This is a genomic window from Pseudarthrobacter sulfonivorans, from assembly GCF_014712225.1.
Lineage (GTDB): Bacteria > Actinomycetota > Actinomycetes > Actinomycetales > Micrococcaceae > Arthrobacter > Arthrobacter sulfonivorans.
The window spans coordinates 26,261-51,473 of record NZ_JACXBW010000021.1 but is presented as its reverse complement, the minus strand read 5'-3'; the positions used below and the strand labels follow the sequence as shown (position 1 = coordinate 51,473).

The window sequence follows — 25,213 nt, the reverse complement described above, 5'->3', positions numbered from 1 at the left end:
GGAAAGCGGACTGACAGGGATTTCGGGCCTAAACGGCCTGCTTGGGAACGGTGGCACTGAAGCCGCTGAAAAAGCCGCCGGAGACGACCGGCTGGGGGGCGGTTTGCGGTGCTGGTTTGGACGAGTGCACGGTCTCCGGCCGGGACTGCAGCAGCAGCAGGTTTTCGCCGTCGGGCAGGTCCGCGTCGAGGGCCCATTCGATGTCCTGCGGGCACTTGTAGTGCTTCTCGGCCCGCTTGGCCATCTGCGCGACGGCGGTGAGTTCCGCATCGGTGAGGCTGCGGCGGCCGCGGCGTTCGGCGTCGACCTCCCGTTCCACGAGGCGTTTGGCACCTGTGTCCGGAACGAGTTCGGCGTGCTTGTCGCCGAGGTGCTCGTTCACGACGGCGAGCGTGACCTTGTCCAGCACAATGTTGTCCGGGGTGACCTGGCCGGACACCACCATCTCCCCCACTCCGTAGGAGGAATCGATGGTGATTTTGGAGCGGTCCCCGTTGGTGGGGTCCATGGTGATGGCGACGCCGGAGACCCGCGAGTTGACCATTTTCTGTACGACGACCGCCATGGAGAGGCCCTCGTTGGGAATGTTGTTTTTGAGCCGGTAGATGATGGCCCGGGAGGTGAAGAGTGAGGCCCAACACTGGCGGATGTGCTCGGTGACTGCCTTGACGCCGTCGAGCCACAGGTAGGTGTCCTGCTGGCCGGCGAAGGAGGCGTCCGGCAGGTCTTCCGCGGTGGCGCTGGAGCGGACGGCCACCGGGACCGGGGCGTCGAAGCGGGCCATGAGCGACTCGTAGGCGCCCACGGTGAGTTCACGCATGGCCTGGGGCACCGGCCGGGAGCAGATGTCCTCGCGGATGGCGGCGGAGATCTTGTCCACCTGCTTCATGTCCTCAGGGTCGAGGTCGGCGAGCAGCTGGTTGATCTTGGCGGTGATGCCGGCTTCGTGCATAAACGTGTCGAACTGCGCGGTGGTGACCACAAAGCCGGGCGGGACGGGCATGCCGGCGGAGGTCATGGTGACCAGGGATGCGCCCTTGCCGCCAAGGTTTTCAAGCGTCGGCGTGACTCCGCCGTCGAAGAACTGGATGTATTCGTTGCTTTGCATGGGATTTAGGCCTTCCAGCTGACAGGAACGGTCTCGGGGACCCGGAAGGAGAGGTTTTCGCGGAAGGCGATGCCGTCCGGATCCTCGAGCTGCAGGTCAGGGGCGAGCCGGGCCACTTCCTCGAGCGCGATCTTGGCCTGGAGCTTGGCGAGCATGTTGCCCAGGCAGTAGTGGATGCCGAAGCCGAAGGAGAGGTGCTCGCGGGCGTTGGGGCGGGTGATGTTGAAGTCCTCGCCGGCTTCGAACTTGCTCTCGTCGCGGTTGGCCGAGCCCATCAGCAGCAGCAGCTGGGAGCCTTCCTCGATGGCGACGCCGCCCACCTCGGTGTCCTTGAGGGCCTTGCGGCGCCAGCCGACGATGGAGCCGGCGTAGCGGAGGACCTCGTCGATGGCGGCGGGGATCTTTTTGGGTTCCGCCACGAGCTGCTGCCACTGGTCGGGGCGGGCCAGGAGCTCGCGCAGTGCGTTGGAGATCAGGGTGGTGGTGGTTTCGTGGCCGGCGAAAAGCAGGCTGTAGAGGACGGAGGCGATCTCGTGGTCCGAGATTTCCGCTCCGTCCTGCTGGGCCTTGACGAGGTCGCCGGTGAGGTTGTCGCCGCCCTGTTCGTGGGCCACCCTTACGAGGCGGAGGCATTCCTGCCAGTACTCCACCAGGTTGTGGGCGTGCGGGATCTGTTCGTCGTCGGTCAGGTCGCCCCAGGTCATGGCGGCGCGGGAATCGGACCAGCGCTTGAAGGTGTCCACCTGGGAGACGTCGGCACCGATCAGCGTCAGGATGGTGATGGTGGGGACGTCGTAAGCGAGGTCCTTGACCAGGTCGCCGCGGCGTTCTTCGCGGGAAAGCATTTTTTCGAGCAGTTTGACGACGTTTTCCCTGATGAAGGGCTCCAGCGCCTTGTAGCGGCGGGGCGTGAACGCCTTCTGGACCACGGCGCGGATGCGGGTGTGCTCCGGCGGGCGGCGGGCGGACAGGCCGGAATAGGCGGTGAAGCCGCCCTCTTCCATGATCTTCCTGGCGGCGGCGCCGCGTTCACGGACGGGTGCCTGGGCGTTTTCGCTGGAGAAGGTTTCCCAGTCCTCGAAGACGGCCTTGATGTCGTCATAGCGGGAGACGACGTAGAGGCCCACGCGCTCATCGAACATCACGGGCTGCTCGGTCCGCAGTTCGGCGTAGGCGGTGAAGGGATCCTTCATCTGGAAGGGCTCGTAGCCGTGGTGCCCGGCGGGGGCTTCGGCGCCGTACCCGAAAGGACAGCGGCCAGCCGTTTCTGTCGACGATGACATCTTGACTCCTGGTGACTTGGTTCCGCCCGGCACCCGTTGGGGGTGGCCGGCTTCTTAGGCTCCAGTGTGGTCCACATCACTGGCGGGTGGGTAGGCCCGGCTTCCACTGGGCGGAAGTGACCTGCTCGCGGGCCCGCCCGGGTCCGGGGCGGCATACGGTATGTTGACGGCAAATGAAACGCCTAGTCAGAGGCTGCTTTGATCTGACAGTGCGGAACCGGATGGGCGCAACGGACGCGCTTTACCTCCCAAGGATGGAAGAACGCATGATGCCCGCTGCAACCAGAAACGCTCCGGACCGCCCTGTCAGGTTCGGCTTCGCCTTCATCGGCCTCCTGCTCATCGCCGTTAACCTTCGGGTGTCCTTTGTCAGCGTGGGACCGGTTCTCGCGAACATCAGCGGCGACCTTGAGTTATCCGGCGCCGCAGCAGGGTTCCTCACGGGTCTTCCGCTCATTGCTTTTGCAGTGTTCTCACCCGTGGCGCCGGCCTTCGCTTCCCGCCTGGGTCTCGACCGGGCCCTGTGGATGTCCCTGCTGTTCCTCGCCTCGGGCATCGTGCTTCGCTCCTTGCCCGTGCCCGGCTTCATCTGGGCGGGCACCGCACTGATCGGCCTGGCTATCGCGTTTCTCAATGTCCTGGTGCCGTCCCTCGTAAAGCGGGACTTCCCCATGAGGGTCAGCCAGGTCACCGGAAGCTACACCGCCACACAGGCCGCCTTCGCCGCGATCGGGGCCGCCGTCGTCGTCCCTGTGGCACAAACGTCCCCGGCGGGATGGCGGCTTGCCCTCGGAATCTGGGTGGGACTGGCTCTCATCGCCATGGCGGTGCTTTTGCCGTGGCTGCGCCGGCACACGTTGGGCAGTGCGCACGCCGCCAGGCCGGACGCCGCCTACCGGTCGCCCTGGGCCTCAGCCCTGGGCTGGCAGGTGACGATCTTCATGGGACTGCAGTCGATCGCCTTCTACGTCCTCATGGCATGGCTGCCCACCATCGAACAAAGCCGCGGGGTTCCCGCCACTACCGCAGGCATCCACCTGTCCGTCTTCCTGCTCATCAGCGTGTTCGCCAGCCTCGCCGCCGGGGGAATCCTCCACCGGGGTTCGGACCAACGGCTCGTATCCTTCACGAGCGGCGCGCTCACGTGCGTCACGTTTCTGGGGCTGGCATTTGCGCCGGACCTCGTCTTGCTGTGGGTCCTTCTTGGGGCAATCGGGTGCGGGAGCCTCATTGTCATCGCCCTGTCGCTGTTCAGCCTCCGGACCGTCAATTACCCGCAGGCAGCATCGTTGTCCGGCATGGCCCAATCTGTTGGCTACGGTCTGGCTGCGGTGGGGCCCGTGATGTTCGGCGGCCTTCGCGACCTGAGCGGGGGCTGGACGCTTCCGCTCCTCGTCACCGCAGGCCTCATGGCGGTTCTCGCCGTGACGGGTGTTCTTGCCGGGCGTGACCGGGTGATCAGCGGCGCGGCCTGACAGGGATGAGTACGTTCAGGCCCCACCCAACAAATCCAAAGACCTAAGCCGCCGTGATCCGTACCGGCAGGGACTCGAACCCGCGGAGCACGTTGTGCAGGATCGGCACCGGCGCGCCGTCCGGTTCGATGGCAGCCACCCGCTCGAGAAGCTGCTGCAGCACGATTTCCATTTCGAGCCTGGCGATGGGCTGCCCGACGCACTGGTGCAGACCCATTCCAAACGCGACGTGGCCCGACGCATTGCGGTTGAGATCGAAGTCATCCGCGTTCTCGCCCCACTTGCGCGGGTCACGGTTCGCGGCTCCGAGGAACACCAGGACCTTGGCGCCCGCCGGCAGGTGAACTCCGCCCAGGACGGTGTCCACGGCAACGGTCCGGTGGAACTTCTGGAACGGCGATTCCAGGCGCAGCGCCTCGTCGACGGCGAATTTGGCCATCTTGGGGTTCTCACGCAGCTGGGCCCAGGCCTCCGGGTAGCGCGCCAAGACCGAGAGTGTATTGCCGATGCCAAAGATGGTGGTGTCGACGCCGGCGGACAGCAGGGCCCGGACCAGCAGTGTGGCCTGCTGCTCCGTGATGAGGCCGTCCTCCACGCGCTTCCAGATCTGGGCGCCGAAGCCGGTGTCGTCCAGGTTTTCACGCTGGCAGTTCCGCATCACCGCGGCAGCGTGTTCGTCACCCTGGGCGAAAGCCTGCTTGAAGATGTAGTTCTCCGGGCCGAAGGCGTTGAACACCATGTTGCCGTACGGCAGCAGATGTTCACGTCCGACGTCGGGAATCCCCACCGCGTCCGGGAAGACACGCAGGGGGTACTTTTCGGCGAGGTCCGTGATGGCGTCGAACGTCTTACGCTGCGCCAGCTGCTCCGTCAGCTCCGCGGCCGGTGGCGTGAACGGCTCGCGAAGGGCGCGGACGGTGCTGGGATTGATCACGCCGGTGAGCGCCCGGCGCATCACGGTGTGGATGGGCGGATCCGATTCGAGGATGCTGGGCGGGCGCCAGCCCGAGTCCTTGCGGATGTCCCGGGGGCCCAGGCCACCGGAGGAGATGTAGGTTTCGAAGTCCGTCAGCACCTCATAGACCTCCTGATAGCCGGCCACGGCGTAGCTGCCGGTGCTTTCCAGGTAGGAGACGGCGCCGGCATCGCGGAGCCGCCCCAGGAAGGGGTACGGATCCAGGAGGTTCGCCGTCTCGAACGGGTCCTCGCCCAATACGTTGGCTTCATGGGTGGTAACGGTCATGGGAAACACTCCTGGTGAGGAAAAACTTGGGCGGATAGGTGGCGGACTAGAGGTCCAGGACGAGCCGCGGGCAACCGGCAGCGGCGCGGGAAACGCACACCAGCATCACTTCCCCGGCTTCACGGTCCTCTTCCGACAACACTGCGTCGCGGTGCTCCGGCTCACCCGAAATGATTTGGGTTTCGCACGTGCCGCACAGACCGCCACGGCAGGAGGACAGGACGCGCACGCCCACCTCCTCCACGGCTTCGAGGATGGTCTTGTCGTTGGGGACGGTGACAGTGGTCCCGGTCCGGGCCAGCTCCACTTCGAACGGTGCGTTGGCCGCTGCGGCACCCAGGGTGGATGCCACGAAGCGTTCGGTGTGCAGGGCGCCGGGGGGCCACCCCATGCAGCGTTCTTCAACGGCGCCGAGCAGCCCGCCGGGGCCGCACGCGTAGACCAGCATGTGCGCCCGGGGCATGCCAAGGATCTGGTCCAGGTCCAGGCGGCCAACCTCGTCCTCGGCAATGATGCGGATACGCTCCGGACCGTACCGGTCCTCCAGCTGCTGCGCGAAGGCCATGGTGTTCCGGCTTCGGCCGCCATAAACCAGAGTCCATTCCTTGCCGGCAGCGTGGGCCGCCTCGAGCATGGGAATCAGCGGAGTGATGCCAATGCCGCCTGCGAGGAAGAGGTAACGCCGCGACTCACGCATCGGAAAGTTGTTGCGCGGCTCGGAGATGGTCAGCGGCGTCCCGGCCAGCAGGGCGTGGACCGCTTTGGATCCGCCGCGGGAATCCGGGACGTGCAGGACACCGATCCGCAGGTGGTCCAGCTCCTCCGGTGAGGAGCACAGGGAGTACTGGCGCACCAGGCCGTCCCCTACGTGGACATCAATGTGTGCGCCCGGCTGCCAGGGCTGGAACTGCCGGCCGTCCGTCCGCCGCAGCACCAGTGACACCACCTGGTCCGCCACGACGTCCACCTGATCGACCACGGCGTCGATGGTGGCTCCTGCAGATGCACTCATGGGTCTTCACTTCCTGTGGAACGGTGTGCCTGCCATGCAGGCTTCGGCCGGAGGTCCGGCCGCTTTTAGGGCTTACTTGAGGTTAGGTGTTTCGCACCACATACCGTGGACGTCATTCCATCCAACGGAAAGATCCGGACGTCAACTGCGGGCGCAGCCAGGATCTACTGCGGCAAATGCTCCACACCCAGTCGGCGGGCGATCCCGCGTGCGGCGATGTTGAGCACGGGAACCACGCTGCCCACCGGGGCCGGGCGGCCCCGGGTCACGATGCCCAGCGCTGCCACCACCTGCTTGTTCGGCAGGAACACCGGGACAGCCAGGCCATAGTTGTCCGGCCCGGCTTCCTCCTCAGTGGTGGCGTAGCCGTTGGCGCGGACCCGCTCGATCTCGGCGGCCAGCAGCGCGGGATGGGTAATGGTCCGGGGCGTATGCGGCTCCAGCCGCTGGACCGCGGTGGAAAACAGGTCCTTGGCACCATAGGCGAGCATGATTTTGCCCGCGGCACTCGCGTGCAGCGGCAGGCGTGCACCCACCCGGCGGAAGGGCTGGCCCGCCCCCGTGCCGGACATCCGCTCCACCAGCAGGACCTCCTCCCCGTCCAAAATGAACAGATTCACCACGTTGTGGGTGACAAAAAGAACGTCCTGCATAAACGGCGCCGCCACCTCGGCGATGTTCTGCTGCGCCGGGGCCAGCAGGCCCAGCCGCCAGATCCGGTGGCCCACCCGGTATTCGCCGTTCAGCTTTTCCAGTCCGCCCCAGGCCACCAGATCACCGGCAAGGCGGTGCGCGGTGGCCACCGGCAATCCTGCCCGCCGGGCCATGGAGCTGAGGCTTTGGACGGAATGCTCGGTATCGAAGGTGCCCAGCAGGGCGAGGGCGCGCGAGGTGACGCTGGCCGGCTGGTGGGTCGCCGCACCGCCGGCCGCGTCCGGAAGCTTCGGCGCGGCCGTCGTACCCGGGCGGCGGGCGCTCCGGCCTGCCGGGGCAGCGTTTGCCATGAGTCACCCTTCTGAACGCTGGAGAGCGGGGGGCCGTCGTTGGCGCGGTGCCGCATCCTGCCATTTTAAGGCCCGACGCCGGCGCCCCCTAGCGCGAAAGGTGAGGCGCCGGCGTCGTCCATTGATGCAGCCGCCGCGCGATGAAGAAGCTTAGCGGGGCACAGAGGCGAGGCCGGAGCCCCGGTATGCACCGAGGCCGCCGTCCACGCGGATATCGGAGCCGTTCACCCAGCCCGATTCGGGGCGGAGCAGGAAGTCGATTACGGGAGCGATGTCGTCAGGATCGCCGAAGCGGCCCAGCAGGGCACCGGCGCCCTCCACCTTGTCGCGGCCGTGGTCTTTTTTGAAGTCCTCGAGGATGGGGGTGGCCACCGGTCCGGGGCTGACGCTGTTGACGCGGATCCGCTGCGGCAGCAGCTCGGCGGCCAGGTGCTCGGTGAGAACCCGGACGCACTGCTTGGAGAAGAGGTAGGACTCGCCGGTTACCTCGTCATCGCCAGCGAGCGAGTCCAGTGCGGCGGCCTGATCGTCCGCGAGCGCGAAGGCGGAACATTTTGCTTTTACCTCGCGCCAGTTCACCGCAACGCTGGAGGCGAGGTTCACCACGGCGGCACCCTCGCCGAGCATGGGGGCAAGCGCCCGGACCAGCCCGCGGACACCGAAGACGTTGACGGCCAGCACGGTCCGCCACGGCGCGGTGCCGGGCACCCCGGCGATATTCGCCAGGCCGGCGATACCGTTCGGCGCCGCGGCCGCGACTGCTGCTGCGGCAGCATGGATGCCGGCCTGGCTGGAGAGATCCGCCTGGACGAATGTGCCGCTGAAATCCGCTGGCGGGTTGCGGTCAATGCCGATCAGCGGCACCCCGCGGCCGGCGAGGATCCGGGCCGTCCGGGCCCCGATGCCGGAGGAAACCCCGGTGAGTACGATGGGCAGTTGCTCGTGGGACATGCAGACTCCTCGTTAGTGCGTGACGTGCTTCACTCCATAGTGGCAAGCGGTGCCCCGTGACCGCGGTGCACTTTCCGTTGGACGGAAAGCCCGCCCACGGATGTGACCGGTGCCATGACACTGGATAAGAATTCCCTCCCGGCCGAAAGGAAAACCATGACGGCAGCCCAGTACGAGGTCCATGACCCGGCCACCCTTGAGCTCGTCGGACACGCTCCGGAGAACACCGCGCAGGATGTTGAGCTCGCCGTTGCCGCCGCCCGTGCCGCCTCCGCCGCCTGGGCCGCGGACCGGGAAGCACGCCGCAGTGCCCTGCGTGCAGGTGCGGCACTGATCCGCCGCGATCTGGCTGCGCTGGCCACGCTTCTCTCCCGGGAACAGGGCAAGCCCAAGGCCGACGCCGCCGGTGAGTTCTCGGTGGCCGCAAACCTTTTCGAATACTACGCGGACCTCGGGTGGGACGAAGCCCAGCAGCTCACCCCGCGGGCCGACCGCAATTTGGAAGTCCAGTACCGGCCCGTGGGCATCGTCGGCACCATCACTCCGTGGAACTTCCCCATCTCCCTGCTCTGTGTAAAGCTTGCCCCGGCCCTGGTGGCCGGCTGCACCGTGATCGCCAAGCCCTCGCCGTCCACGCCCCTGTCCACCATTGCGCTGGTGAATCTGCTCAACGAGGTCCTCCCGGCCGGAGTGCTGCAGGCCCGGACCAGTTCCAGGCGGACAGTGAACGTTGCCCTGAGCACGTCGCCCGGCATCCGGAAGATCTCTTTCACCGGCTCCACGGAGGTGGGCATCTCCATCGCCCAGCAGGCTGCCTCCACCGTCAAACGCGTCACCATGGAGCTCGGCGGAAACGATCCCGCCATTGTCCTGGACGACGCCGACATCGCCGTCACCGCCCGCGGCATTGTGGGCAGCGCCTTCCGCAACGCCGGCCAGGTCTGCATGGCGGTCAAGCGTGTATACGTCCCGCGCAGCCGCAGTGCCGAACTGGCCGAGGCCATTGCCGCCGAGGCCGCCCGCCACGTGCTGGGGCACGGCATCGCGGAGGGCACCACCATGGGACCGATGCACAACGAATCCCAGCTCAAACTGGTCCGCGGCCTGGTTGACTCCGCCGTGGGCGCCGGTGCCCGCATCCTCTCCGGCGGCGGCGCCGGCTGCGATCTGCCAGGCTATTTCCTCTCCCCCACTGTGGTGATCGATGCCGAACCGGGCATGGACCTGGTGGAACAGGAACAGTTCGGCGCGGCCCTGCCCATCGTGGCCTACGACAACCTCGATGAAACCATCGCCGGCCTGAACGCCGGCGAGTTCGGCCTGGGCGCCTCCGTCTGGAGCCCGGACCAGGAGCGGGCCTACGCCACCGCATCGCGCATCGAGGCCGGAACGGTCTGGGTCAACCAGCACACCCTGGTGGAACCGGACGCCCCGTTCGGCGGGTGGAAAGCATCCGGCGTGGGCCGTGAGCGCGGCCGCTGGGGGCTGGAGGAATACCTGGAAACCCGCGTCATCAATGCCCGCCCGCACTCCTGACCCCACAACTCTGCAAAGGACTTTCCTGTGAGCGTCGAACTGATCACCCTTGGCACCGCCGCCGGCCCGGCCATCCGCGGGCCGGAAAACGGCATCTCCAGCGCACTGGTGGTGGGCGACGCCTTCTACATGGTGGATTTCGGCCTCGGCTGCTCCCGCGCCGCCCATGAGGCAGGGCTCCGCGGCAAGGACTTTGTGGCAGGCTTTGTCACCCACCTGCACTCGGACCACGTGGTGGAACTTCCGGGCTTCCTGCTCTGGAACTGGGGAAACCCGGTGGAGGGGTTCACCGGCCCCGTTTCCATTGTTGGCCCGGGCAAGGATGCCACCCGCGCCGGCGGCAACGGGCTGTCCGGCACCGCCGAGCTGGTGTCCCACTCGCTGAAAGCCTTCTCCTACGACATCGACATCCGCGTCCATGATGAGGCGCGCCCGGACCTGGCGTCCCTGGTGCGCACCGTGGACCTGACAACACCCGCGCACAAGTCCCCGGAAGCGGCCCGCCCCTTTGACGTCTACGAGGATGACAGGGTCAAGGTCACCGGCATCCTGGTGGAGCACCCGCCCGTACGGCCTGCACTCGCGTTCCGCTTCGAGACCGACGCCGGCACCGTGGTGTTCTCCGGCGACACGGCCGAATGCGAGGCCATGGCGGTGCTCGCCGACGGAGCGGACGTCCTGGTACACGAAGCCGTCAACCTGGACTTCTACGCGGGCAAGGGATTTGCGCCGGAGTTCCTGAACCACCAGCAGATCGCACACACCACGCCGGAGGGAGCCGGCCGGGTTGCCGCCGCCGCCGGCGTGGGCCGTCTGGTTCTCTCCCACCTTGCCGGCCGTGCAGAGCCGCAGTGGTGGCGCGGCCGTGCCGCCTCAACCTTCGATGGCCCGGTAGACGTAGCCGTCAGCGGCCAGCGCTTCCGCATCGGCAGCCCCGTCCTGGCGCCCGCCTGAGAGCGCCCTGATCCCGGGAACCTGTCACCCTGCTGCAAGGACCACACTCTTGGCACTGCCGTCGCACACCACGCCACTCGATGACAAGAAGGCGACGACGGACGGGGCCTGGCTTGCCGTCCTCGCCGCAGGCATCGCGGCGGCCATGCACATCTGGAAACTTCCGGCCGCCCTGGCCGGCATCCAGGCAGATCTCGGCACCTCCCTGATCCAGGCCGGGCTGCTGCTCGGCATCATCCAACTGGCCAGCGTGGTAGGCGGCCTGGCCACGGCCGTGGGCGGTGAAATGGCCGGCCTGCGCCGGCTCCTCATCTCCGGACTCGTGCTGCTCAGTGCCGCCTCCGCCCTCGGCGCGGTAGCACCCAGCACCGAATGGCTCATGGCCGCACGCACTCTGGAGGGCGTCGGATTCCTGCTGGCCGTCGTCGTCGCCCCTGCCCTCATCCGCAAAGTGGCCCCGCCCCAACGGTTGAACGTTGCCCTGGCAAGCTGGGCCACGTTCCAGGGAACGGCCACGCTGATCGGCCTGTCAGCGGGTGCCTTGTTCCTGCAGGCCGCCGGCTGACGCGAATGGTGGTTGGTCATGGCCATTCTCACGCTGCTCCCGGTGCCGCTGCTGCTCCGCCGGGTGCCGAAGGACGTGGCCCCCGCCGACGCGGGGCTCCGTTCCGCACTCCGCAGGGTGGGCCGTACCGTTGCCACCCGCAGGCCCTGGATCATCGGGGTAGTGTTCGCCTGCTACACGGCGCAGTGGATGGCGGTCCTCGGGTTCCTGCCGTCAATCTACCGGTCAGCCGGGCTCGACGGTCCGTGGCCGGGCATCCTCAGCGCCGTGGTCGGAGGTGTGAACGCCATCGGGGCCCTCAGCGCCGGACCGCTGATCCAGCGCGGCCTGTCCGAGCGGAAGATTATCTTTTGGACCTTCCTGTCGATGTCCGCCGCATCCGTGGCCACGTTCGCCGTCGGCTGGGAAAGCATCGGAAGCGGCATGCTTTTCCAGTTTGCCCTCATCGCGGTGTTTTCCGCGGTCGGGGGCCTCATCCCTGCCGCGGTGACCAGTTACTCGGTACGCATCGCACCCGCAGACGGTTCTGTCACCGCCGTGCTGGGCCTGACGCAGCAGATCTTCAATGTGGGAAACTTCCTGGGGCCGATGTTGTTCGCCTTTCTCGCCACCACCACCGGCGGCTGGGGCACCACCTGGTGGCTGACATGTGGATTGAGCACTGCGGGGATGGCCCTGCTGGTGTTCCTGGGACGGGCCGACGGCGGGAGCGTTGGCAGTGTGCGACGCTCCCCAAAGTGGCTTTCCGCCCAACGGAAAGCTCAAATGTAAGGCCGGTCACACGAGCTTAGAGTCGAGGAAACGCCGGCGAAACCGGCAAAGACTCCCCTTCAACGATTGGGCAAACCGTGTCTGAAACTCCCCACATGACGCCGGGCTCCGAGACCTCCCGCGATCCCCGGACCTGGTCCCGGGCCAAGCGCAACCGCTACGGCTGGTTCATGACGTTCAGCCTGCTTTTCCTGATGATGCTCAGCTGGGCGGATAAAGCAGTCCTGGGCATCGCGGCCGTCCCCCTGATGAAACAGCTGGGCATCACGCCCGAACAGTTTGGCCTGGTCGGCAGTGCCATGTTCCTGACCTTCGGCGTGGCCCAGATCGTTGCTGCCCCCATCGCCAACAAGGTATCCAGCAAGTGGATCCTGCTGGTCCTTTGCCTGCTGTGGTCCGTGGCGCAGGTCCCCATCCTGCTGTTCGCCTCGCTGCCCGCGCTCTGGGCCAGCCGCCTGCTGCTCGGTGCCGGCGAGGGCCCGCTCGCACCGGTCCTGATGCACGGCATCTACAAGTGGTTCCCCGCAAAGAAGGGTGCCACCCCTGCCGCGCTGGCGTCTTCCGGTGTGACCTTGGGCATTGTGGCGTTCGCTCCGGTTTTGGCCTGGGTCATCGGTCAATTCGGCTGGCAGACCGCCTTCGCGGTGCTGGCCATTGTGGGACTGGTCTGGTCCATCTTCTGGTTCATCGTGGGCAAAGAAGGCCCCTACACCAGCCGGAAGGCTGAACAGGAACTTGACGGCATCGCCCCGGAAGAGGCACCTGTAGTGGCCGAAGCCAAGGTCCGCTACTGGCGCACCATCCTGTCCCCCAGCTGGATCTTCGCGGTCCTGGCGTCCTTCTTCGGCTACTGGACCTTCACCCTGGCCATGTCCTGGGGCCCGGCCTACTTCCAGAACGTCCTCGGCTTCAGCGGACAGCAGGCCGGCACCATGATCGCCCTGCCCGCGGCCTGGGGCACTATTGCCACTGTGGGCCTGAGCGCCCTGACCCAGCGCCTGCACCTCAGGGGTGTTCCCACCAGAAAGGCCCGCGGCTGGGTACTCGGCGCCGCCGGAACCTTCGCCGGTGCCTGCCTTGTTGGGGCAACGATGACCACCTCCCCCATCCTGTCAATCGCCCTCATGGTCTTCGGCTTCGGCACCGCACCGGCACTCTTCGCCATCACCTACCTGGTCGTGGCAGAACTGACCACCATTGGCCAGCGAGGCGCTAACCTCTCCATCGCAAACGCCGTCCTCACCACAGGCGGCGTGTTCGCACCGGCAGTGTCCGGATTCCTGATCGGCGGAGCAGCCACCCCCGCAGACGGCTACCGTGCGGCTTTCGCCCTGGCCGGAGGACTCATGCTGACGTTCGGCGTCCTGGCCCTGGTGTTCGTCAACCAGCAGCGGGACCGCCGTCGGCTCGGCCTGGACCTAGCCGCCGGCTTCTCACTCAAGGCACCCGCCCCTGCCGCCGGAGCTGAGGCCGCACCATTAGCGGCAGTCACTAAGGCCTAACGCCTTACGGCTTGGAAAGCAGCCAGCGGAGGCAGCAAACTGCGGCCTCCGCTCAGGCCTGAGCTGCAAAAACACACGAACGACGTGGAAGGAACCATTCTTGCAGGACCTCACATCCCATGGCGGCGGTGGACGAACCGGCTTCTCCGGCCGCCTCCTGCGTGGCGGCACCGAGCCGGACCCGCGGTTTACCCTGGCCAACGAACGCACGTTCCTGGCCTGGATCCGTACCTCGTTGGCACTGCTTGCCGGTGGTGTCGCCGTGGAAGCCTTCATGGCCGATCTTTTCGCCCCCGAACTGCGCAAGACGGTTGCCGTCCTGCTGCTGGTCCTCGCCCTCCTTATCGGCGGGGGCTCATTCTTCCGCTGGCTCAATGTCGAACGCTCCATGCGCCGCAAAGACCCGCTGCCGCTGCCCTGGATCGCCCCGGTCCTGGCAATCGGCGGGGGCCTCGTCGCCGCCATCATGGCGGTCTTCGTCCTCGTCCGCCCCGCCTAATCCATGCCGCCGCCACCTGACATACCCATCCATGGCGACCCCGGACTCCAGCCGGAACGCACGGACATGGCCTGGGGGCGCACCACCCTGTCGCTGACGGTCGCAGCCGCCGTCTTCCTTCGCTGGATGCCCCATCATGGCTGGTTCGCGGGCACGCTTGTGGCGGCCTCCGTCGTTACGGCCGTAGCTATCAACCTCACCCGCAAGCGGAGATTTCACCGCGCCATCAACGGCGTTAAACATGAAGCAATGACACCCGACGTCGCTTCGATCGCCGCCGTCGCGGCCAGCGTCATCATCCTTGCGGGCCTGGGAATCTGCACCGTTTTGCTCATCCCCGTGGAGCAATGACCTTGAGGTTAGGCAGGCAAACCTGAATTCGACATCGTCCTTCCGTTTGTCCAACAACTGCACTACTGCATCCATCGTGTTCCGTGGCTGATCAAGCCGCCCAAACAGGCCCCAACAGAACCTCCCACCCCACTCAAAATTCGCCGTAACGTAATCCGTATGGATAACCGAGCAGAGGTACGGCAGTTCCTGTCCTCACGCCGCGCGCGCATCACCCCGGAGCAGGCCGGTCTCGAGCAGTACGGCGGCCGGCGCCGGGTGCCGGGCTTGCGGCGGGAAGAAGTGGCCCGTCTGGCGGGGGTAAGCGTGGAGTACTACACGCGCCTGGAACGCGGAAACCTCGCGGGCGTCTCGGACAGCGTCCTCGATGCGATCGCCCGTGCACTCGAACTCGACCGCGCGGAACACGATCACCTGTACGACCTGGCACGCACGGCCATCACTTCAGGCCGCAAGCGCAGTCCGGCGAGCGCCACAGCAACAGGCGTGCGCCCCGTGCTGCAGCACCTGCTGGACGCCATCACCGGCGCACCGGCGTTCATCGGAAACAACCGGCTGGACATCGTCGCCGCCAACACCCTGGGCTACGCCCTGTACGCCGACATGTACCGCGGTCCGGCGCGGCCGGCCAACCACTCGCGGTTCATCTTCCTGGACCCGCGGTCGCACAACTTCTATACCGATTGGAACAGCGCGGCCAGCGCCAACGTGGCCATCCTCCGCCGCGAAGCGGGCCGCAACCCGCACGACAAAGGCATCGCCGAACTCGTGGGCGAACTCTCCATGCGCAGCGACGACTTCCGCACCCGCTGGGCAGCACACAACGTGCGGCGCCACTACTCCGGCACCAAGCTGTTCCGGCACCCCGTAGTCGGCCTACTCGAACTGGACTACCAAGTGCTGGAACTGGACGAGGACCCCGGCCACACGCTCACCGTCTATCCCGCCGTGCCGGACAGCCCCTCAGAGGAAGCCCTTAAGCTCCTCGCCTCCTGGGCTGCCACGGAAAACATACTGCAAACCGCCCAACCAGACGCTCGTACCCGGTAAAGGCGCCAAAAGCGCACAACGGCAAGATTCCCAGGGAGGCCCTGGCAGTACCCCTCAAGGCAGAGTCTCCCTCAGATTCGCGTGATGCGCTTTGATGGAACAGTGCCCGAAAGGGATGCCATCCATCCCCGTGGCCAGGAACCTTGCCAGTCAGCTCCACAACAAAGCTGCCTACTCCCTCTTTTTAGGAGAAATATTGCTCACCGCTAACGCCTACGCCGCCCCGTCCGCTGACGGAGACCTCATCCCCACCACCATCGAACGCCGCGACGTCGGCCCCCACGATGTGCTGATCGAGATCAAGTTCGCCGGCATCTGCCATTCGGACATCCACACGGTCCGCGGCGACTGGGGACCCCAGCAGTACCCGCTGGTTCCCGGCCACGAGATCGCCGGCATCGTCACCGAGGTCGGCGCCGCCGTCACCAAGCACTCCGTCGGTGACCGCGTGGGCGTCGGCTGCATGGTCAACTCCTGCGGCGACTGCGTCAACTGCCAGGCAGGCGAGGAACAGTACTGCCTCAAGGGCAACACCGGCACCTACGGCGCCGTGGACCGCGACGGCACCATCACCCAGGGCGGCTACTCCACCCACGTCGTCGTCACCGAAGACTTCGTGGTCACCATCCCCGAAGGCATAGAGCTCGACGCCGCCGCTCCCCTTTTGTGCGCCGGCATCACCACGTACTCCCCCTTGCGGCACTGGGGCGCAGGTCCCGGGAAGAAGGTCGCCGTCGTCGGCCTCGGGGGACTCGGCCACATGGCCGTCAAGCTCGCCCACGCCATGGGCGCGGAGGTTACCGTGCTCTCGCAGTCGCTCAAAAAGCAGGAAGACGGCCTGAAGCTGGGCGCGGAGCACTACTACGCCACCAGCGACGAGACCACCTTCACGGACCTCGCCGGCAGTTTCGACCTGATCATCAACACCGTCAGCGCATCGATCGACATCAGCTCCTACCTCCAGCTGCTGTCCCTCGACGGTGCCCTGGTCAACGTCGGCGCACCGGCCGAGCCGCTCCCCGTGAACGCGTTCGCCCTCATCGGCGGCCGCCGCTCCTTCGCCGGCTCCATGATCGGCGGCATCCGTGAGACCCAGGAGATGCTCGACTTCTGCGCCGAGCACAACCTCGGCGCCGAGATCGAGGTCATCCCGGCCGGGAAGATCAACGACGCCTACGAGCGCGTTCTCGCATCGGATGTCCGCTACCGCTTCGTGATCGACACCTCGACGCTCTCGCAGGTACCCACGCGTTAACAGTTAAAACAAGGCAGCCCCCGGACCGTAGTCCGGGGGCTGCCTTGTTGTTTCCCGGTACTAAACGCTCAGTCCTTACCCTTCCGGTGCACGCCGATCAGCGTCTCCAGCGGGATCCGTGCGGTGGCCCGCTCGATCTGGGCGGAGATGCCCTTGAGGACGGGAAGGTGCCGGGTCATGGTCGAAGCGTGCGACGTCGGCAGCACCAGCCCGAGACCGGCGCCGATCCTGCCCGTATGAAACACCGGGACGGCGATGGAACACGAACCGAGCCGCACCTCCTCCAGGGTGGTGGCGTAACCCTGGGCCCGGATCTGGCCCAGCTCCTCGGCGAACTTCCGGGGGTCAATGTGGGTGTGCGCTGTAGGCCGTTCGAGGTCCCGGTTCAGGTAGGCGTCGCGGACCCAGTCGTCCTCGAACGCGAGGATGACCTTCCCGACGGCGGTGGCATGCATCGGCAGGCGGCCTCCCACGCGGGAGGCCCGGGGAACACGTTTCGAACCGTAGACCCGGTCAATGTAGAGGACTTCGTGCCCGGCCCGGACCGCCAGGTGCGCGGTCTCACCGGTTAAGGAGAACAGGTCCTGAATGTACGGTTGGGCAGCGTCCCGCAGCTGGCGTCCGGTGTTCTGGGCGAGCTCCCACAGCCGGATGCCCAGCTGGTAGCGGCCGTTTGGCTCGCGCGAGAGAAAACCCCAGTCGGTCAGTTCGTTGACCAGCCGGTGCGTCGTGCTGAGCGGCAACCCGGATTTCTCGGCAATGTCCGTCAGGCTCAGGGCGCCGCGGGAGCTCTCAAAAGCCTCCAGGATAGCCAGCACCTTGGACGTCACGGTGCGTCCGGGCTCGCGGCTGCCGCCTGCCATGGTGACCTCCTCGTTCCGGACGCGCCTGTCAGTGTCCGGATTCGAGTCTAGATGCGTGTCAGGCTTTCGTCCCCGCCCGCGTTGAGCAGCCGTTGGCGCTGCGGCCACTCCGTCACCGATTCCAGAGCGGACAGCGCCCGCGCCATAGCTTTTGCCTCGGCCGTGAACAGGTGGCTGTGCACGCGCTGGCTGCACAGCCGCAGCGCCTGCCCCCGGTCCAAGCCGAACCAGTCCATCACCGTGTCGATGCCGTGCGGGCTGAGCCGCCAGGTTTTGTCCGCGTCCTTGACGATCGCGTCCTCGATGGAGAGCGCCTCGCGGCGAGAGTCGTGGCCGTCGATAATCTCCAGAACCGCGGGGATCTTCAGCGCGTCGTAGCTGCATTCCGCGAGGATTTCTGCGGCCAGCCGGGCACCCTCCTTCTCATGCAGCAACACGAGGTCCGGCCTGCCGCCGCCGGGTGCGATCGCCGAGAGCACCTCCGAGGGCGGCACCTGGGACCAGCCGATGTCGTGCAGCATGATCGCGGGAAGCACGACGGCGGCATCCGCTTCGGGGTGCGCGTCCAGCAGTGCGCTGGCCAGCCCGAAGGCGTAGAGAGTGTGGGCGTCATTGTTGCGCACACGAAGCAACGGGGCCGCGAATTCCCACAGGGCGGCGAGATCGGGATCCAGGGCAATTACGCCGTCAGGCTCCGCCTCGATACTCGCGGAGACATCCTGTCCAAAGTGGTTGTCCGTGGCCTGCAGCTTCGTCATGCTGCAACCTTGTTCCGTCGAGGGCGCGGTGGCAACCCAAGCTCCCACTGAGCGGAAGCCGTCTGAGCGCCGCGCCGGTTATAAAAATCGCTCCGAAAGGCTCCACGGGCGCCTACGCCTGGGATAGCGTAGCCACTATGGCGCCAGGGCACTCGGGGCGCCATAGCAATCCGAGGCAATGCAGCCCACGGATAGTCGACTGTAAGGTTCGTTCGAGCAAAGGATGATCATGGCCGTTTCAATTGAGCTAGGCAAGAAACTCGACAAGGACTACGAGGGCAAGAGCCTGAAGGAAATACTTGACGCCCCGCCGTCTGCGCTGGCCGGCCTGACGGAAAAGCACGCTGAACTTCTCGCCGGACTGGGCATCAAGACCGTCCGCGACCTCGGCAGCAACAAATACTTTGCAGTGGCAGGCGTCCTCGTGGCCTTGTCGAACCACACCGACTAAGGCTTTCAAAGAACCAGCAGGAGTCCGGCCGGACCATGTTTCCGGCCGGACTTTCCTGTGGGCGGCACCGCGGGGAAACCCGGCTATTCGATCAGCGCCAGCACGGCGCCCGCGCCGACAACACCGCCGGCCTCGGCCCTGATCCCGCTCAGGGTCCCGCCGCGGTGGGCGGCAACCTGGGTTTCCATCTTCATCGCTTCAAGCACAACGACGGGATCCCCGGCGGACACTTCGGCGCCCGGCTCGACCAGCCACTTCACCACGGTCCCGGCCATGTCCGCGCGCAGCTCACCGGGGTCGGCGGCACCTGCCGCAGCATCACCGTCGTACCCTCCTGCGAGGGAATCCCCGGCACGCGAAATGCCCGCAGGAACGCCGGCGCCGGAGCGGGCCCAGCCGTCCAACAGCGCAGCGGGAAGCCCGACGGCGAGGCGCCGGCCATCGACGTCAACGGTGATGGTGCGCCGCACACCGTCCGGAACGGACGTGCCGAACTCCGGATCCGCCGCGATGGAACCGGCGAAGTCCGTCTCAATCCAGCGTGTGTGGATCCCCAATGCGGTTTCGGACGTGAAGTCCGGCGCCTGGACCACGGCGCGGTGGAAAGGCAGGACGGTGGCCACGCCCGTGATCTCCATTTCCGCGAGGGCACGGCGGGCCCGGCGAAGAGCCTGCTGCCGGTCGGTGCCGGTCACAATCAGCTTCGCCAGCAGCGAATCAAACTGCGGCGCCACAATGGATCCGGAGCGGACCCCGGAGTCCAGCCGGATGCCCGGGCCGGTCGGCCCGCTGAACGTGGCGACGATCCCGGGCGACGGCAGGAAGCCCCGGCCCACATCCTCCGCATTGAGCCGGAATTCGAACGAATGGCCTCGCGGTGCAGGATCAGATGTCAGCCGCAGCGGCTCGCCCGCGGCGATCCGGAACTGCTCCTGGACCAGGTCCACGCCGGTGGTCTCCTCCGTGATGGGGTGCTCCACCTGCAGACGGGTGTTCACCTCGAGGAACGCGACGGTGCCGTCGGCCGCCACCAGGAATTCCACCGTCCCGGCTCCCGCGTAGGAGGCTTCGCGGCAGACTGCCTTGGCGGCGTCGTAAATCTGCCGGGTCTGCTCATCGGTCAGGAAGGGCGCGGGCGCCTCCTCCACCAGCTTCTGGTGCCGGCGCTGCAGCGAGCAGTCGCGCGTTCCCACCACCACCACGTTGCCGTGCTGGTCCGCCAGGACCTGCGCCTCCACGTGCCGGGGACGGTCCAGGTACCGCTCCACAAAGCACTCGCCGCGGCCAAAGGCCACCACCGCTTCGCGGACTGCCGAATCGAAGGACTCCTCAATCTGGTCCATCTCCCGGACCACTTTCAGCCCGCGGCCTCCCCCGCCGAAGGCCGCTTTGATGGCGATCGGCAGGCCGTGCTCTTCCGCGAATTCGCGGGCCTCTGCGGCCGAGGCCACGGGACCCTCGCTGCCGGCGACCAAAGGGGCGCCGGCGCGGACGGCGATTTCACGCGCGGTGATCTTGTTGCCCAGCTGCCGGATGGCCTCGGGGCTAGGGCCGATCCAGGTGAGCCCGGCGTCCAGGACTGCCTGGGCGAAGCCGGCGTTCTCGGACAGGAAGCCGTAGCCGGGGTGCACAGCGTCCGCGCCGGATTCCGCGGCCACGCGCAGGAGGTTGGCGATATCGAGGTAGGTTTCCGACGGCGCGTTGCCGCCCAGGCTGTACGCCTCGCTGGCGGCGGAAACGTGCATGGCGTCGGCATCCACATCCGCGTATACGGCCACGGAATCCAGGCCGGCGTCCTCGCAGGCGCGGGCGATGCGGACGGCGATTTCTCCGCGGTTGGCGATCAGGACCTTACGCATCAGTTGCTCACTTTGTCTGGGAATCGTTTGGCTGGGGAATGCCGGGGGAATCGGGGGAAGAATTGGCGGGCAGCCCGAACCCGGGCGCCCAGCGGAACCGGATGGAGCCGCCGATGGGAATCTGGGCAGCGAGATCCAGCTGGTGGTCCACCACCACGCCGATCACCGGGTAGCCGCCCGTGATGGGATGGTCGGCCAGGAACAGCACGGGCTGGCCTTCCGGCGGGATCTGGAGCGCCCCGGCCATGGTCCCCTCACTGGCCAGCTCTCCCTCCCGGCTCCGGCTCAGCGGCTCTCCGGCCAGGCGCATGCCCACGCGGTTCGAGCGGGGCGTCACCAGCCAGTCCTGGGCGCAGAGTGATTCCAGTGCGGCGGCGTCAAACCAGTCATCGCGGGGTCCGGGCACGATGTCCAGAACCGTTACGCCGGCATCCGGGAAGTCCGGCTGCAGCTCGGGATTGCCCACCACGTTCGAGGACGTGGCCACGCCCGCGGCCAACAGCTGACCGGCGGCCAGTGGCGCAGGCCCGATTCCGGACATGGTGTCCGTGGACCGGCTGCCCAGAACCGCGTCGGCTCCCGCGCCGCCGCGGATGGCCAGGTAGCTGCGGAAGCCGCGCCCGGGCGCGCCGATGGTCAGGACCTCACCGTCCAGCAGGGCAAACGCGGTTGCCATGGGCACCTCCCGCAGCTGCCCGGACTGGCCATCGTCGTCGTCGGTGTCGCCGTCGCCGTCGGGAACGTTCGACGGCGTCACAACAGTCAGTGCCGACGGCGCACCCGTCACTGCCAGAACCTGGTCGCCCACAGCCTGCACGCGCAGCCCGCCGGCAACAGATTCGACGACGGCGGCCGACGGCTGGTTGCCGACGATCCGGTTCGCGCGGCGGAGGGAGCCACGGTCCAGTGCTCCGGCTGAGGACACACCGAGCCCGGCGTGGCCGGGGCGGCCCAGGTCCTGGATCAGGCTCTGGAGTCCGGGCGAGAGGATCCGCAGCCCGGACTTATTCTCAGCATCGGTAGCAGCCAGCGCGTCGGAACGAGCATCCTCGGCCTCGGCAACTTCCAGGAACTCCCGCACAGCACGGAACTGCACCCGGTCCCCCGGCGCGGCCAGCGCAGGCTGCTCGCGGCCGAGGTCCCACATGTGGGCGGCGGTGCGGCCGATCAGCTGCCAGCCGCCCGGGGACTTCCGCGGGTACACGGCCGAGTAATTGCCGGCCAGCGCCACGGAACCCGCAGGGACGGCGGTCCGCGGTGAACTCCGGCGCGGGACTTCCAACGCCTGGTTCTCCCCCACCATGTAGCCGAAACCCGGCGCGAAGCCGCCGAACGCAACCGTCCAGACCTGCCCGGTATGGGCGGCCACCACTCCCTCTGCCCCCAGGCCGGTGAGGCGCCCTACTTCGGCGAGGTCCTCGCCGTCGTACACGGTATCGATGGTGACCAGCTTCCCCTCCGCATGGGGCTGGACCGTCAGGTCCAGCCCCAGCAGCAGCGAAGCCATCCGGCGCGCGGAGGCGGGCGAATCCGCCCTGACCATCACCGTTTCGGCGGCGGCCAGGACGTCGACCTGGCCGGGCAGCGGCTGCTCCAGCAGGAGGGCCTGCAGTGCCAGCACGTCGTGGAGCCCGGAGAGTTCGGCGAGCACCGCCGTCGTGCCTACCGGCCGGACGGCGAGCACGCGGGCCGACGTGGCGGGGTTACTGACTGTTTCCATGGGGATCAGGCCGCGCCGCTCAGGCGGGGCTGCCCTGGACGTTGTCGTTGTGGAGCAGGCGGAGGTCAGCTTCCGGCTGCGGGTCGCGGCCCAGGCGCATGCCCACGATGGTGATGACGGCTGTCAGCGCGATGTAGCCTGCGATCAGGTACCAGCCGCCGGACGCCGCGCCGTAAAGGGCGGTGAAGATCAGCGGGGCAACGGCGCCGCCGATGACGCCGGCCAGGGTGTAGGCCAGCGAGCTGCCGGCGTAGCGGAGCCGGGCCGGGAACTGCTCGGTGATGAAGGCCGCCTGCGGACCGTACATAAAGGCGTGCAGGGCCAGGCCGATCACCACGCCGATGGTCAGCATCACCACGGATTTTCCCGCGATCATCAGGAAGAACAGCGGAATGTAGATAGCGGTTGCGGCGGCGGCAATGCCGTAGACCCAGCGGCGGTTGAAGCGGTCGGTGAGGGCGCCGGCGGCGGGGATCAGGAAGAGCTGGAATGCGGAGCCGACAAGGATGGCGGCCAGCACATTGCCGGTGGTCATACCCAGTTCCTTGGTGGCGTAGACGGCCACAAACACGGTGAACAGCGAATAGAGAACGTCCGGGCAGACGCGGGACAGGGCGGCTGCGACCAGCGCGCGGGGCTCGGTGGTGAAGACTTCCTTGATGGGGGCCTTCGGCTGGCTGCCGTGGGCCGCGATGGCCTTGAAGACCGGGGTTTCCTCAAGCTTGAGGCGGATGATCAGGCCGAAGACCACCAGCAGGGCGGAGGCCAGGAAGGCTACGCGCCAGCCCCAGGAGAGGAACGCTTCGGTGCTCAGCGAGGCTGCCAGGACGGCCAGGACGCCGTTGGCCATCAGGTTGCCGGCAGGCGGGCCGATCTGGGCAGCGGAGGACCAGAAACCGCGCTTGTTCGGGTCGCCGAATTCGCTGGACAACAGTACCGCGCCGCCCCATTCGCCGCCGACGCCGATGCCCTGGGCCAGGCGCAGGAGCACCAGGATGACGGGGGCCGCGACGCCGATCACGGAGTAGTCGGGCAGCGCACCGATGAGGACGGTTGCGACGCCGATCAGCACCAGGGTGAAGACCAGGACGTATTTGCGGCCTATTTTGTCGCCCAGGCGGCCGAAGATGACGCCGCCGATCGGGCGGGCGAGGTAGCCCACAGCGAAGGCTGAGAAGGACAGGAGGAGCCCCACGAACTCGTCGTTGGAGGGGAAGAAGATCTTGGGGAAGACAAGGGCCGAGGCCACCGAGTAGATGGCGAAGTCGTAGTACTCGAGCGAGGTGCCGGTGAGGCTGGCGACGTACGCCTTCAGCGCGCCGGCCGGTGGCTTCCTCGCCGCCGTCTTTGCGGCCTTGTGGGTGCTGGTCATGGGTTCCTCCGAAGGATGGGGATGGTGCGGGGGCCTGGATGGGCCGGGGAATGGGGCTGGGCGGAACTGCTAAACGAACGAGCCGATGCTGACACCGGCGTCGCTGAGAGCGGACTTCACTGCAGTGGCCATTGCTACGGCCCCCGGTGAGTCACCATGCACGCAGATGCTTTCTGCGCGGATCTTCAGGACGGAACCATCAATTGTGCGGACGGCCGAGTCAGTGACCATCCTTAATACATGCTCCGCCACCTGGGCGGGGTCCTCAAGGACTGCGCCCTTGAGGGTTCGCGACACCAGCGTGCCGTCCGGATTGTAGGCGCGGTCCGCGAACGCTTCGGTAACCGCCCGCAGGCCGGCTTTCTCCGCGAGACGCAGGACTTCCGAGCCGGGCAGGCCCATGATCGGCAGGCCGGGGTCAACGGATTTCACGGCGTCGACGACGGCCTGGGCCTGGGCGGTGTGCGTGACGATCGCGTTGTAGAGGCCGCCGTGCGGCTTCACGTACTGGACCCGCGCTCCCTCGACCGACGCGAGAGCCTGCAGCGCCCCGATCTGGTAGACGACGTCGTCGGCCAGTTCGGTGGGGCTGATGTCCAGGAACCGGCGGCCAAAGCCCGCCAGGTCGCGGTAGCCCACGTGCGCGCCGATGACGACTCCCGCGGCCGCGGCGTCCCGGCAGGTCCGGCGGATGACGCTCGGATCGCCGGCATGGAAGCCGCAGGCCACGTTCGCGCTGGAAACGGAGGCAAACATCGCCGCGTCGTCACCCAGGGTCCAGCGTCCGAAGGACTCGCCGACGTCGCTGTTCAGGTCGATGGTTGTCATTTGTGATCCCCGTCTCATTGAGTGGTCCTACTAGAATGCACTAAATTTAGCGATTGTTCAACAATCCTTCGATTCAACGATGTGACGATCGTGTAAATTCTCGGGTATGGCTTCAACAGATCCCGCCGTCCGCACCGCCGCAGGCCGCCTTCGGGTGGCGGTCCCCTCTGTGGCGGAGCGGGTGGCTTCTGAACTTCGCCTGCAGCTCGCCGAGGGCGCTTTGCTTCCCGGCGCGCGCCTCACCGAATCCACCATCGCCGAGGACCTGGGCGTTTCCCGGAACACGGTGCGCGAGGCCTTTGCCGAACTCGCCAGCGAACGGCTGGTGGTCCGCCACCCCAACCGGGGCGTCTTTGTGGCCAGCCTGGGCGCAGGGGACATCCACGACGTATATACAGTGCGCCGTGCCATCGAGGTCAGCGCCCTGCGGGGCGGCGGCAGCCCGGAGGACGTGGCCGCGGTCCGGGCCGCCGTCGAGGAAGGCAAGCGCGCGGCGGTAGCTGGGGACGATGAAGCGGGGGGCACCGCCAACCAGCATTTCCACGGCGCCATCGTTGCCATGGCCGGAAGCCCGAGGCTGAACACCATCATGGCCCAGGTGCTGGCCGAGATGCGCCTGTTCTTCCACAAAGCCACCGCGGATGCATATTTCTACCAGCACTACCTGCCGGACAATGAGGCGATCTGTGAGGCCTTGGAAGCCGGCGAACTGGACCGCGCGGCGGACCTCCTTTCGGCCTACCTGGACCGCTCGGAGGACAAGCTGGCCGACGTGCACGGGGAATCCGGCACAGAGTGAGCCG

Annotated in this window: 24 protein-coding genes; 12 read left to right on the top strand and 12 right to left on the bottom strand. The window is 67.0% G+C overall.

Features of this window, described 5'->3' with window-relative positions; all coding sequences use genetic code 11:
- Window positions 1-28: 28 nt before the first annotated feature.
- Window positions 29-1,108: a PEP/pyruvate-binding domain-containing protein gene (locus IAQ70_RS20320; RefSeq protein WP_190991659.1), complete on the bottom strand. Its 1,080-nt coding sequence runs from the start codon at window positions 1,106-1,108 to the stop codon at window positions 29-31.
- A 5-nt stretch (window positions 1,109-1,113) separates the two neighbouring features.
- On the bottom strand, window positions 1,114-2,391 hold the full coding sequence (locus IAQ70_RS20315; RefSeq protein ID WP_190991657.1) for a cytochrome P450: 1,278 nt from the start codon (window positions 2,389-2,391) through the stop codon (window positions 1,114-1,116).
- A gap of 266 nt (window positions 2,392-2,657) precedes the next feature.
- Here IAQ70_RS20315 and IAQ70_RS20310 point away from each other — a divergent pair, with 266 nt between their 5' ends.
- On the top strand, window positions 2,658-3,866 hold the full coding sequence (locus IAQ70_RS20310; RefSeq protein ID WP_223860450.1) for an MFS transporter: 1,209 nt from the start codon (window positions 2,658-2,660) through the stop codon (window positions 3,864-3,866).
- Window positions 3,867-3,909: 43 nt separating this feature from the next.
- Here the strand turns inward: IAQ70_RS20310 and IAQ70_RS20305 are convergent, their stop codons facing one another.
- From IAQ70_RS20305 to IAQ70_RS20290, 4 genes are all read right to left on the bottom strand, one after another.
- Window positions 3,910-5,109, bottom strand: a complete 1,200-nt coding sequence (locus tag IAQ70_RS20305; RefSeq protein ID WP_190991655.1) for a cytochrome P450 — start codon at window positions 5,107-5,109, stop codon at window positions 3,910-3,912.
- Between the two features lie 46 nt (window positions 5,110-5,155).
- Window positions 5,156-6,121 carry a PDR/VanB family oxidoreductase gene (locus IAQ70_RS20300; RefSeq protein WP_190991653.1) on the bottom strand — a complete coding sequence of 322 codons (966 nt, stop codon included), beginning with the start codon at window positions 6,119-6,121 and terminating at the stop codon, window positions 5,156-5,158.
- A 164-nt stretch (window positions 6,122-6,285) separates the two neighbouring features.
- Window positions 6,286-7,125 carry an IclR family transcriptional regulator gene (locus tag IAQ70_RS20295; protein ID WP_190991651.1) on the bottom strand — a complete coding sequence of 280 codons (840 nt, stop codon included), beginning with the start codon at window positions 7,123-7,125 and terminating at the stop codon, window positions 6,286-6,288.
- Window positions 7,126-7,275: 150 nt separating this feature from the next.
- Window positions 7,276-8,076: an SDR family oxidoreductase gene (locus IAQ70_RS20290; RefSeq protein ID WP_190991649.1), complete on the bottom strand. Its 801-nt coding sequence runs from the start codon at window positions 8,074-8,076 to the stop codon at window positions 7,276-7,278.
- A gap of 156 nt (window positions 8,077-8,232) precedes the next feature.
- On the opposite strand from IAQ70_RS20290, the gene IAQ70_RS20285 reads away from it, so the two are divergent.
- The 9 genes from IAQ70_RS20285 (at window position 8,233) to IAQ70_RS20250 (ending at window position 16,559) form a co-directional block, all read left to right on the top strand.
- Complete coding sequence (locus IAQ70_RS20285; RefSeq protein ID WP_190991647.1) at window positions 8,233-9,612, top strand: aldehyde dehydrogenase family protein; 1,380 nt, start codon at window positions 8,233-8,235, stop codon at window positions 9,610-9,612.
- Window positions 9,613-9,639: 27 nt separating this feature from the next.
- Window positions 9,640-10,566, top strand: coding sequence for an MBL fold metallo-hydrolase (locus tag IAQ70_RS20280; RefSeq protein ID WP_190991645.1), 927 nt, complete (start codon window positions 9,640-9,642; stop codon window positions 10,564-10,566).
- Between the two features lie 49 nt (window positions 10,567-10,615).
- Window positions 10,616-11,131 carry an MFS transporter gene (locus tag IAQ70_RS22920; RefSeq protein ID WP_223860449.1) on the top strand — a complete coding sequence of 172 codons (516 nt, stop codon included), beginning with the start codon at window positions 10,616-10,618 and terminating at the stop codon, window positions 11,129-11,131.
- An 18-nt stretch (window positions 11,132-11,149) separates the two neighbouring features.
- Window positions 11,150-11,902: an MFS transporter gene (locus IAQ70_RS22915; protein WP_223860448.1), complete on the top strand. Its 753-nt coding sequence runs from the start codon at window positions 11,150-11,152 to the stop codon at window positions 11,900-11,902.
- Between the two features lie 77 nt (window positions 11,903-11,979).
- Window positions 11,980-13,404: an MFS transporter gene (locus IAQ70_RS20270; protein ID WP_190991643.1), complete on the top strand. Its 1,425-nt coding sequence runs from the start codon at window positions 11,980-11,982 to the stop codon at window positions 13,402-13,404.
- Between the two features lie 100 nt (window positions 13,405-13,504).
- Window positions 13,505-13,903, top strand: a complete 399-nt coding sequence (locus tag IAQ70_RS20265) for a YidH family protein (RefSeq protein WP_190991641.1) — start codon at window positions 13,505-13,507, stop codon at window positions 13,901-13,903.
- A 3-nt stretch (window positions 13,904-13,906) separates the two neighbouring features.
- On the top strand, window positions 13,907-14,254 hold the full coding sequence (locus tag IAQ70_RS20260; protein ID WP_190991639.1) for a DUF202 domain-containing protein: 348 nt from the start codon (window positions 13,907-13,909) through the stop codon (window positions 14,252-14,254).
- Window positions 14,255-14,413: 159 nt separating this feature from the next.
- Window positions 14,414-15,304 (top strand): helix-turn-helix transcriptional regulator, encoded by an 891-nt coding sequence (locus IAQ70_RS20255; protein ID WP_190991637.1) that lies wholly within the window; start codon window positions 14,414-14,416, stop codon window positions 15,302-15,304.
- 196 nt (window positions 15,305-15,500) lie between these two features.
- The gene (locus IAQ70_RS20250; protein WP_190991635.1) at window positions 15,501-16,559 is read left to right on the top strand and encodes an NAD(P)-dependent alcohol dehydrogenase; all 1,059 of its coding nucleotides are present in this window, start codon (window positions 15,501-15,503) and stop codon (window positions 16,557-16,559) included.
- Window positions 16,560-16,627: 68 nt separating this feature from the next.
- Here the strand turns inward: IAQ70_RS20250 and IAQ70_RS20245 are convergent, their stop codons facing one another.
- Both IAQ70_RS20245 and IAQ70_RS20240 read right to left on the bottom strand, forming a co-directional pair.
- A complete protein-coding gene (locus tag IAQ70_RS20245) occupies window positions 16,628-17,422 on the bottom strand; it encodes an IclR family transcriptional regulator (protein ID WP_190991633.1) in 795 nt (264 codons plus the stop codon).
- A gap of 47 nt (window positions 17,423-17,469) precedes the next feature.
- On the bottom strand, window positions 17,470-18,180 hold the full coding sequence (locus IAQ70_RS20240) for an HD domain-containing protein (protein WP_190991631.1): 711 nt from the start codon (window positions 18,178-18,180) through the stop codon (window positions 17,470-17,472).
- A gap of 229 nt (window positions 18,181-18,409) precedes the next feature.
- On the opposite strand from IAQ70_RS20240, the gene IAQ70_RS20235 reads away from it, so the two are divergent.
- Entirely contained in the window at window positions 18,410-18,631 is a 222-nt protein-coding gene (locus tag IAQ70_RS20235; protein WP_190991629.1) for a hypothetical protein, read from the top strand.
- An 83-nt stretch (window positions 18,632-18,714) separates the two neighbouring features.
- On the opposite strand, the gene IAQ70_RS20230 is transcribed toward IAQ70_RS20235, so the two are convergent.
- The 4 genes from IAQ70_RS20230 to IAQ70_RS20215 form a co-directional block, all read right to left on the bottom strand.
- On the bottom strand, window positions 18,715-20,490 hold the full coding sequence (locus tag IAQ70_RS20230; protein ID WP_190991626.1) for an acetyl/propionyl/methylcrotonyl-CoA carboxylase subunit alpha: 1,776 nt from the start codon (window positions 20,488-20,490) through the stop codon (window positions 18,715-18,717).
- A gap of 7 nt (window positions 20,491-20,497) precedes the next feature.
- Window positions 20,498-22,210: a 5-oxoprolinase subunit B/C family protein gene (locus tag IAQ70_RS20225; protein ID WP_190991624.1), complete on the bottom strand. Its 1,713-nt coding sequence runs from the start codon at window positions 22,208-22,210 to the stop codon at window positions 20,498-20,500.
- Window positions 22,211-22,229: 19 nt separating this feature from the next.
- Window positions 22,230-23,582, bottom strand: a complete 1,353-nt coding sequence (locus IAQ70_RS20220) for an MFS transporter (protein WP_190991622.1) — start codon at window positions 23,580-23,582, stop codon at window positions 22,230-22,232.
- Window positions 23,583-23,651: 69 nt separating this feature from the next.
- A complete protein-coding gene (locus IAQ70_RS20215) occupies window positions 23,652-24,410 on the bottom strand; it encodes a LamB/YcsF family protein (RefSeq protein WP_190991620.1) in 759 nt (252 codons plus the stop codon).
- A gap of 106 nt (window positions 24,411-24,516) precedes the next feature.
- Between IAQ70_RS20215 and IAQ70_RS20210 the strand changes: the two genes are divergently transcribed.
- Window positions 24,517-25,209, top strand: a complete 693-nt coding sequence (locus IAQ70_RS20210) for a GntR family transcriptional regulator (RefSeq protein ID WP_190991618.1) — start codon at window positions 24,517-24,519, stop codon at window positions 25,207-25,209.
- The last annotated feature ends 4 nt before the right edge of the window (window positions 25,210-25,213 follow it).

Bases quoted from the DNA above. Each gene is read 5' to 3' on its own strand.
- IAQ70_RS20320 (WP_190991659.1), bottom strand. From the start codon at position 1,108: ATGCAAAGCAACGAATACATCCAGTTCTTCGACGGCGGAGTCACGCCG.
- IAQ70_RS20315 (WP_190991657.1), bottom strand. From the start codon at position 2,391: ATGTCATCGTCGACAGAAACGGCTGGCCGCTGTCCTTTCGGGTACGGC.
- IAQ70_RS20310 (WP_223860450.1), top strand. From the start codon at position 2,658: ATGATGCCCGCTGCAACCAGAAACGCTCCGGACCGCCCTGTCAGGTTC.
- IAQ70_RS20305 (WP_190991655.1), bottom strand. From the start codon at position 5,109: ATGACCGTTACCACCCATGAAGCCAACGTATTGGGCGAGGACCCGTTC.
- IAQ70_RS20300 (WP_190991653.1), bottom strand. From the start codon at position 6,121: ATGAGTGCATCTGCAGGAGCCACCATCGACGCCGTGGTCGATCAGGTG.
- IAQ70_RS20295 (WP_190991651.1), bottom strand. From the start codon at position 7,125: ATGGCAAACGCTGCCCCGGCAGGCCGGAGCGCCCGCCGCCCGGGTACG.
- IAQ70_RS20290 (WP_190991649.1), bottom strand. From the start codon at position 8,076: ATGTCCCACGAGCAACTGCCCATCGTACTCACCGGGGTTTCCTCCGGC.
- IAQ70_RS20285 (WP_190991647.1), top strand. From the start codon at position 8,233: ATGACGGCAGCCCAGTACGAGGTCCATGACCCGGCCACCCTTGAGCTC.
- IAQ70_RS22915 (WP_223860448.1), top strand. From the start codon at position 11,150: ATGGCCATTCTCACGCTGCTCCCGGTGCCGCTGCTGCTCCGCCGGGTG.
- IAQ70_RS20260 (WP_190991639.1), top strand. From the start codon at position 13,907: ATGCCGCCGCCACCTGACATACCCATCCATGGCGACCCCGGACTCCAG.
- IAQ70_RS20255 (WP_190991637.1), top strand. From the start codon at position 14,414: ATGGATAACCGAGCAGAGGTACGGCAGTTCCTGTCCTCACGCCGCGCG.
- IAQ70_RS20245 (WP_190991633.1), bottom strand. From the start codon at position 17,422: ATGGCAGGCGGCAGCCGCGAGCCCGGACGCACCGTGACGTCCAAGGTG.
- IAQ70_RS20240 (WP_190991631.1), bottom strand. From the start codon at position 18,180: ATGACGAAGCTGCAGGCCACGGACAACCACTTTGGACAGGATGTCTCC.
- IAQ70_RS20235 (WP_190991629.1), top strand. From the start codon at position 18,410: ATGGCCGTTTCAATTGAGCTAGGCAAGAAACTCGACAAGGACTACGAG.
- IAQ70_RS20230 (WP_190991626.1), bottom strand. From the start codon at position 20,490: ATGCGTAAGGTCCTGATCGCCAACCGCGGAGAAATCGCCGTCCGCATC.
- IAQ70_RS20225 (WP_190991624.1), bottom strand. From the start codon at position 22,210: ATGGAAACAGTCAGTAACCCCGCCACGTCGGCCCGCGTGCTCGCCGTC.
- IAQ70_RS20220 (WP_190991622.1), bottom strand. From the start codon at position 23,582: ATGACCAGCACCCACAAGGCCGCAAAGACGGCGGCGAGGAAGCCACCG.
- IAQ70_RS20215 (WP_190991620.1), bottom strand. From the start codon at position 24,410: ATGACAACCATCGACCTGAACAGCGACGTCGGCGAGTCCTTCGGACGC.
- IAQ70_RS20210 (WP_190991618.1), top strand. From the start codon at position 24,517: ATGGCTTCAACAGATCCCGCCGTCCGCACCGCCGCAGGCCGCCTTCGG.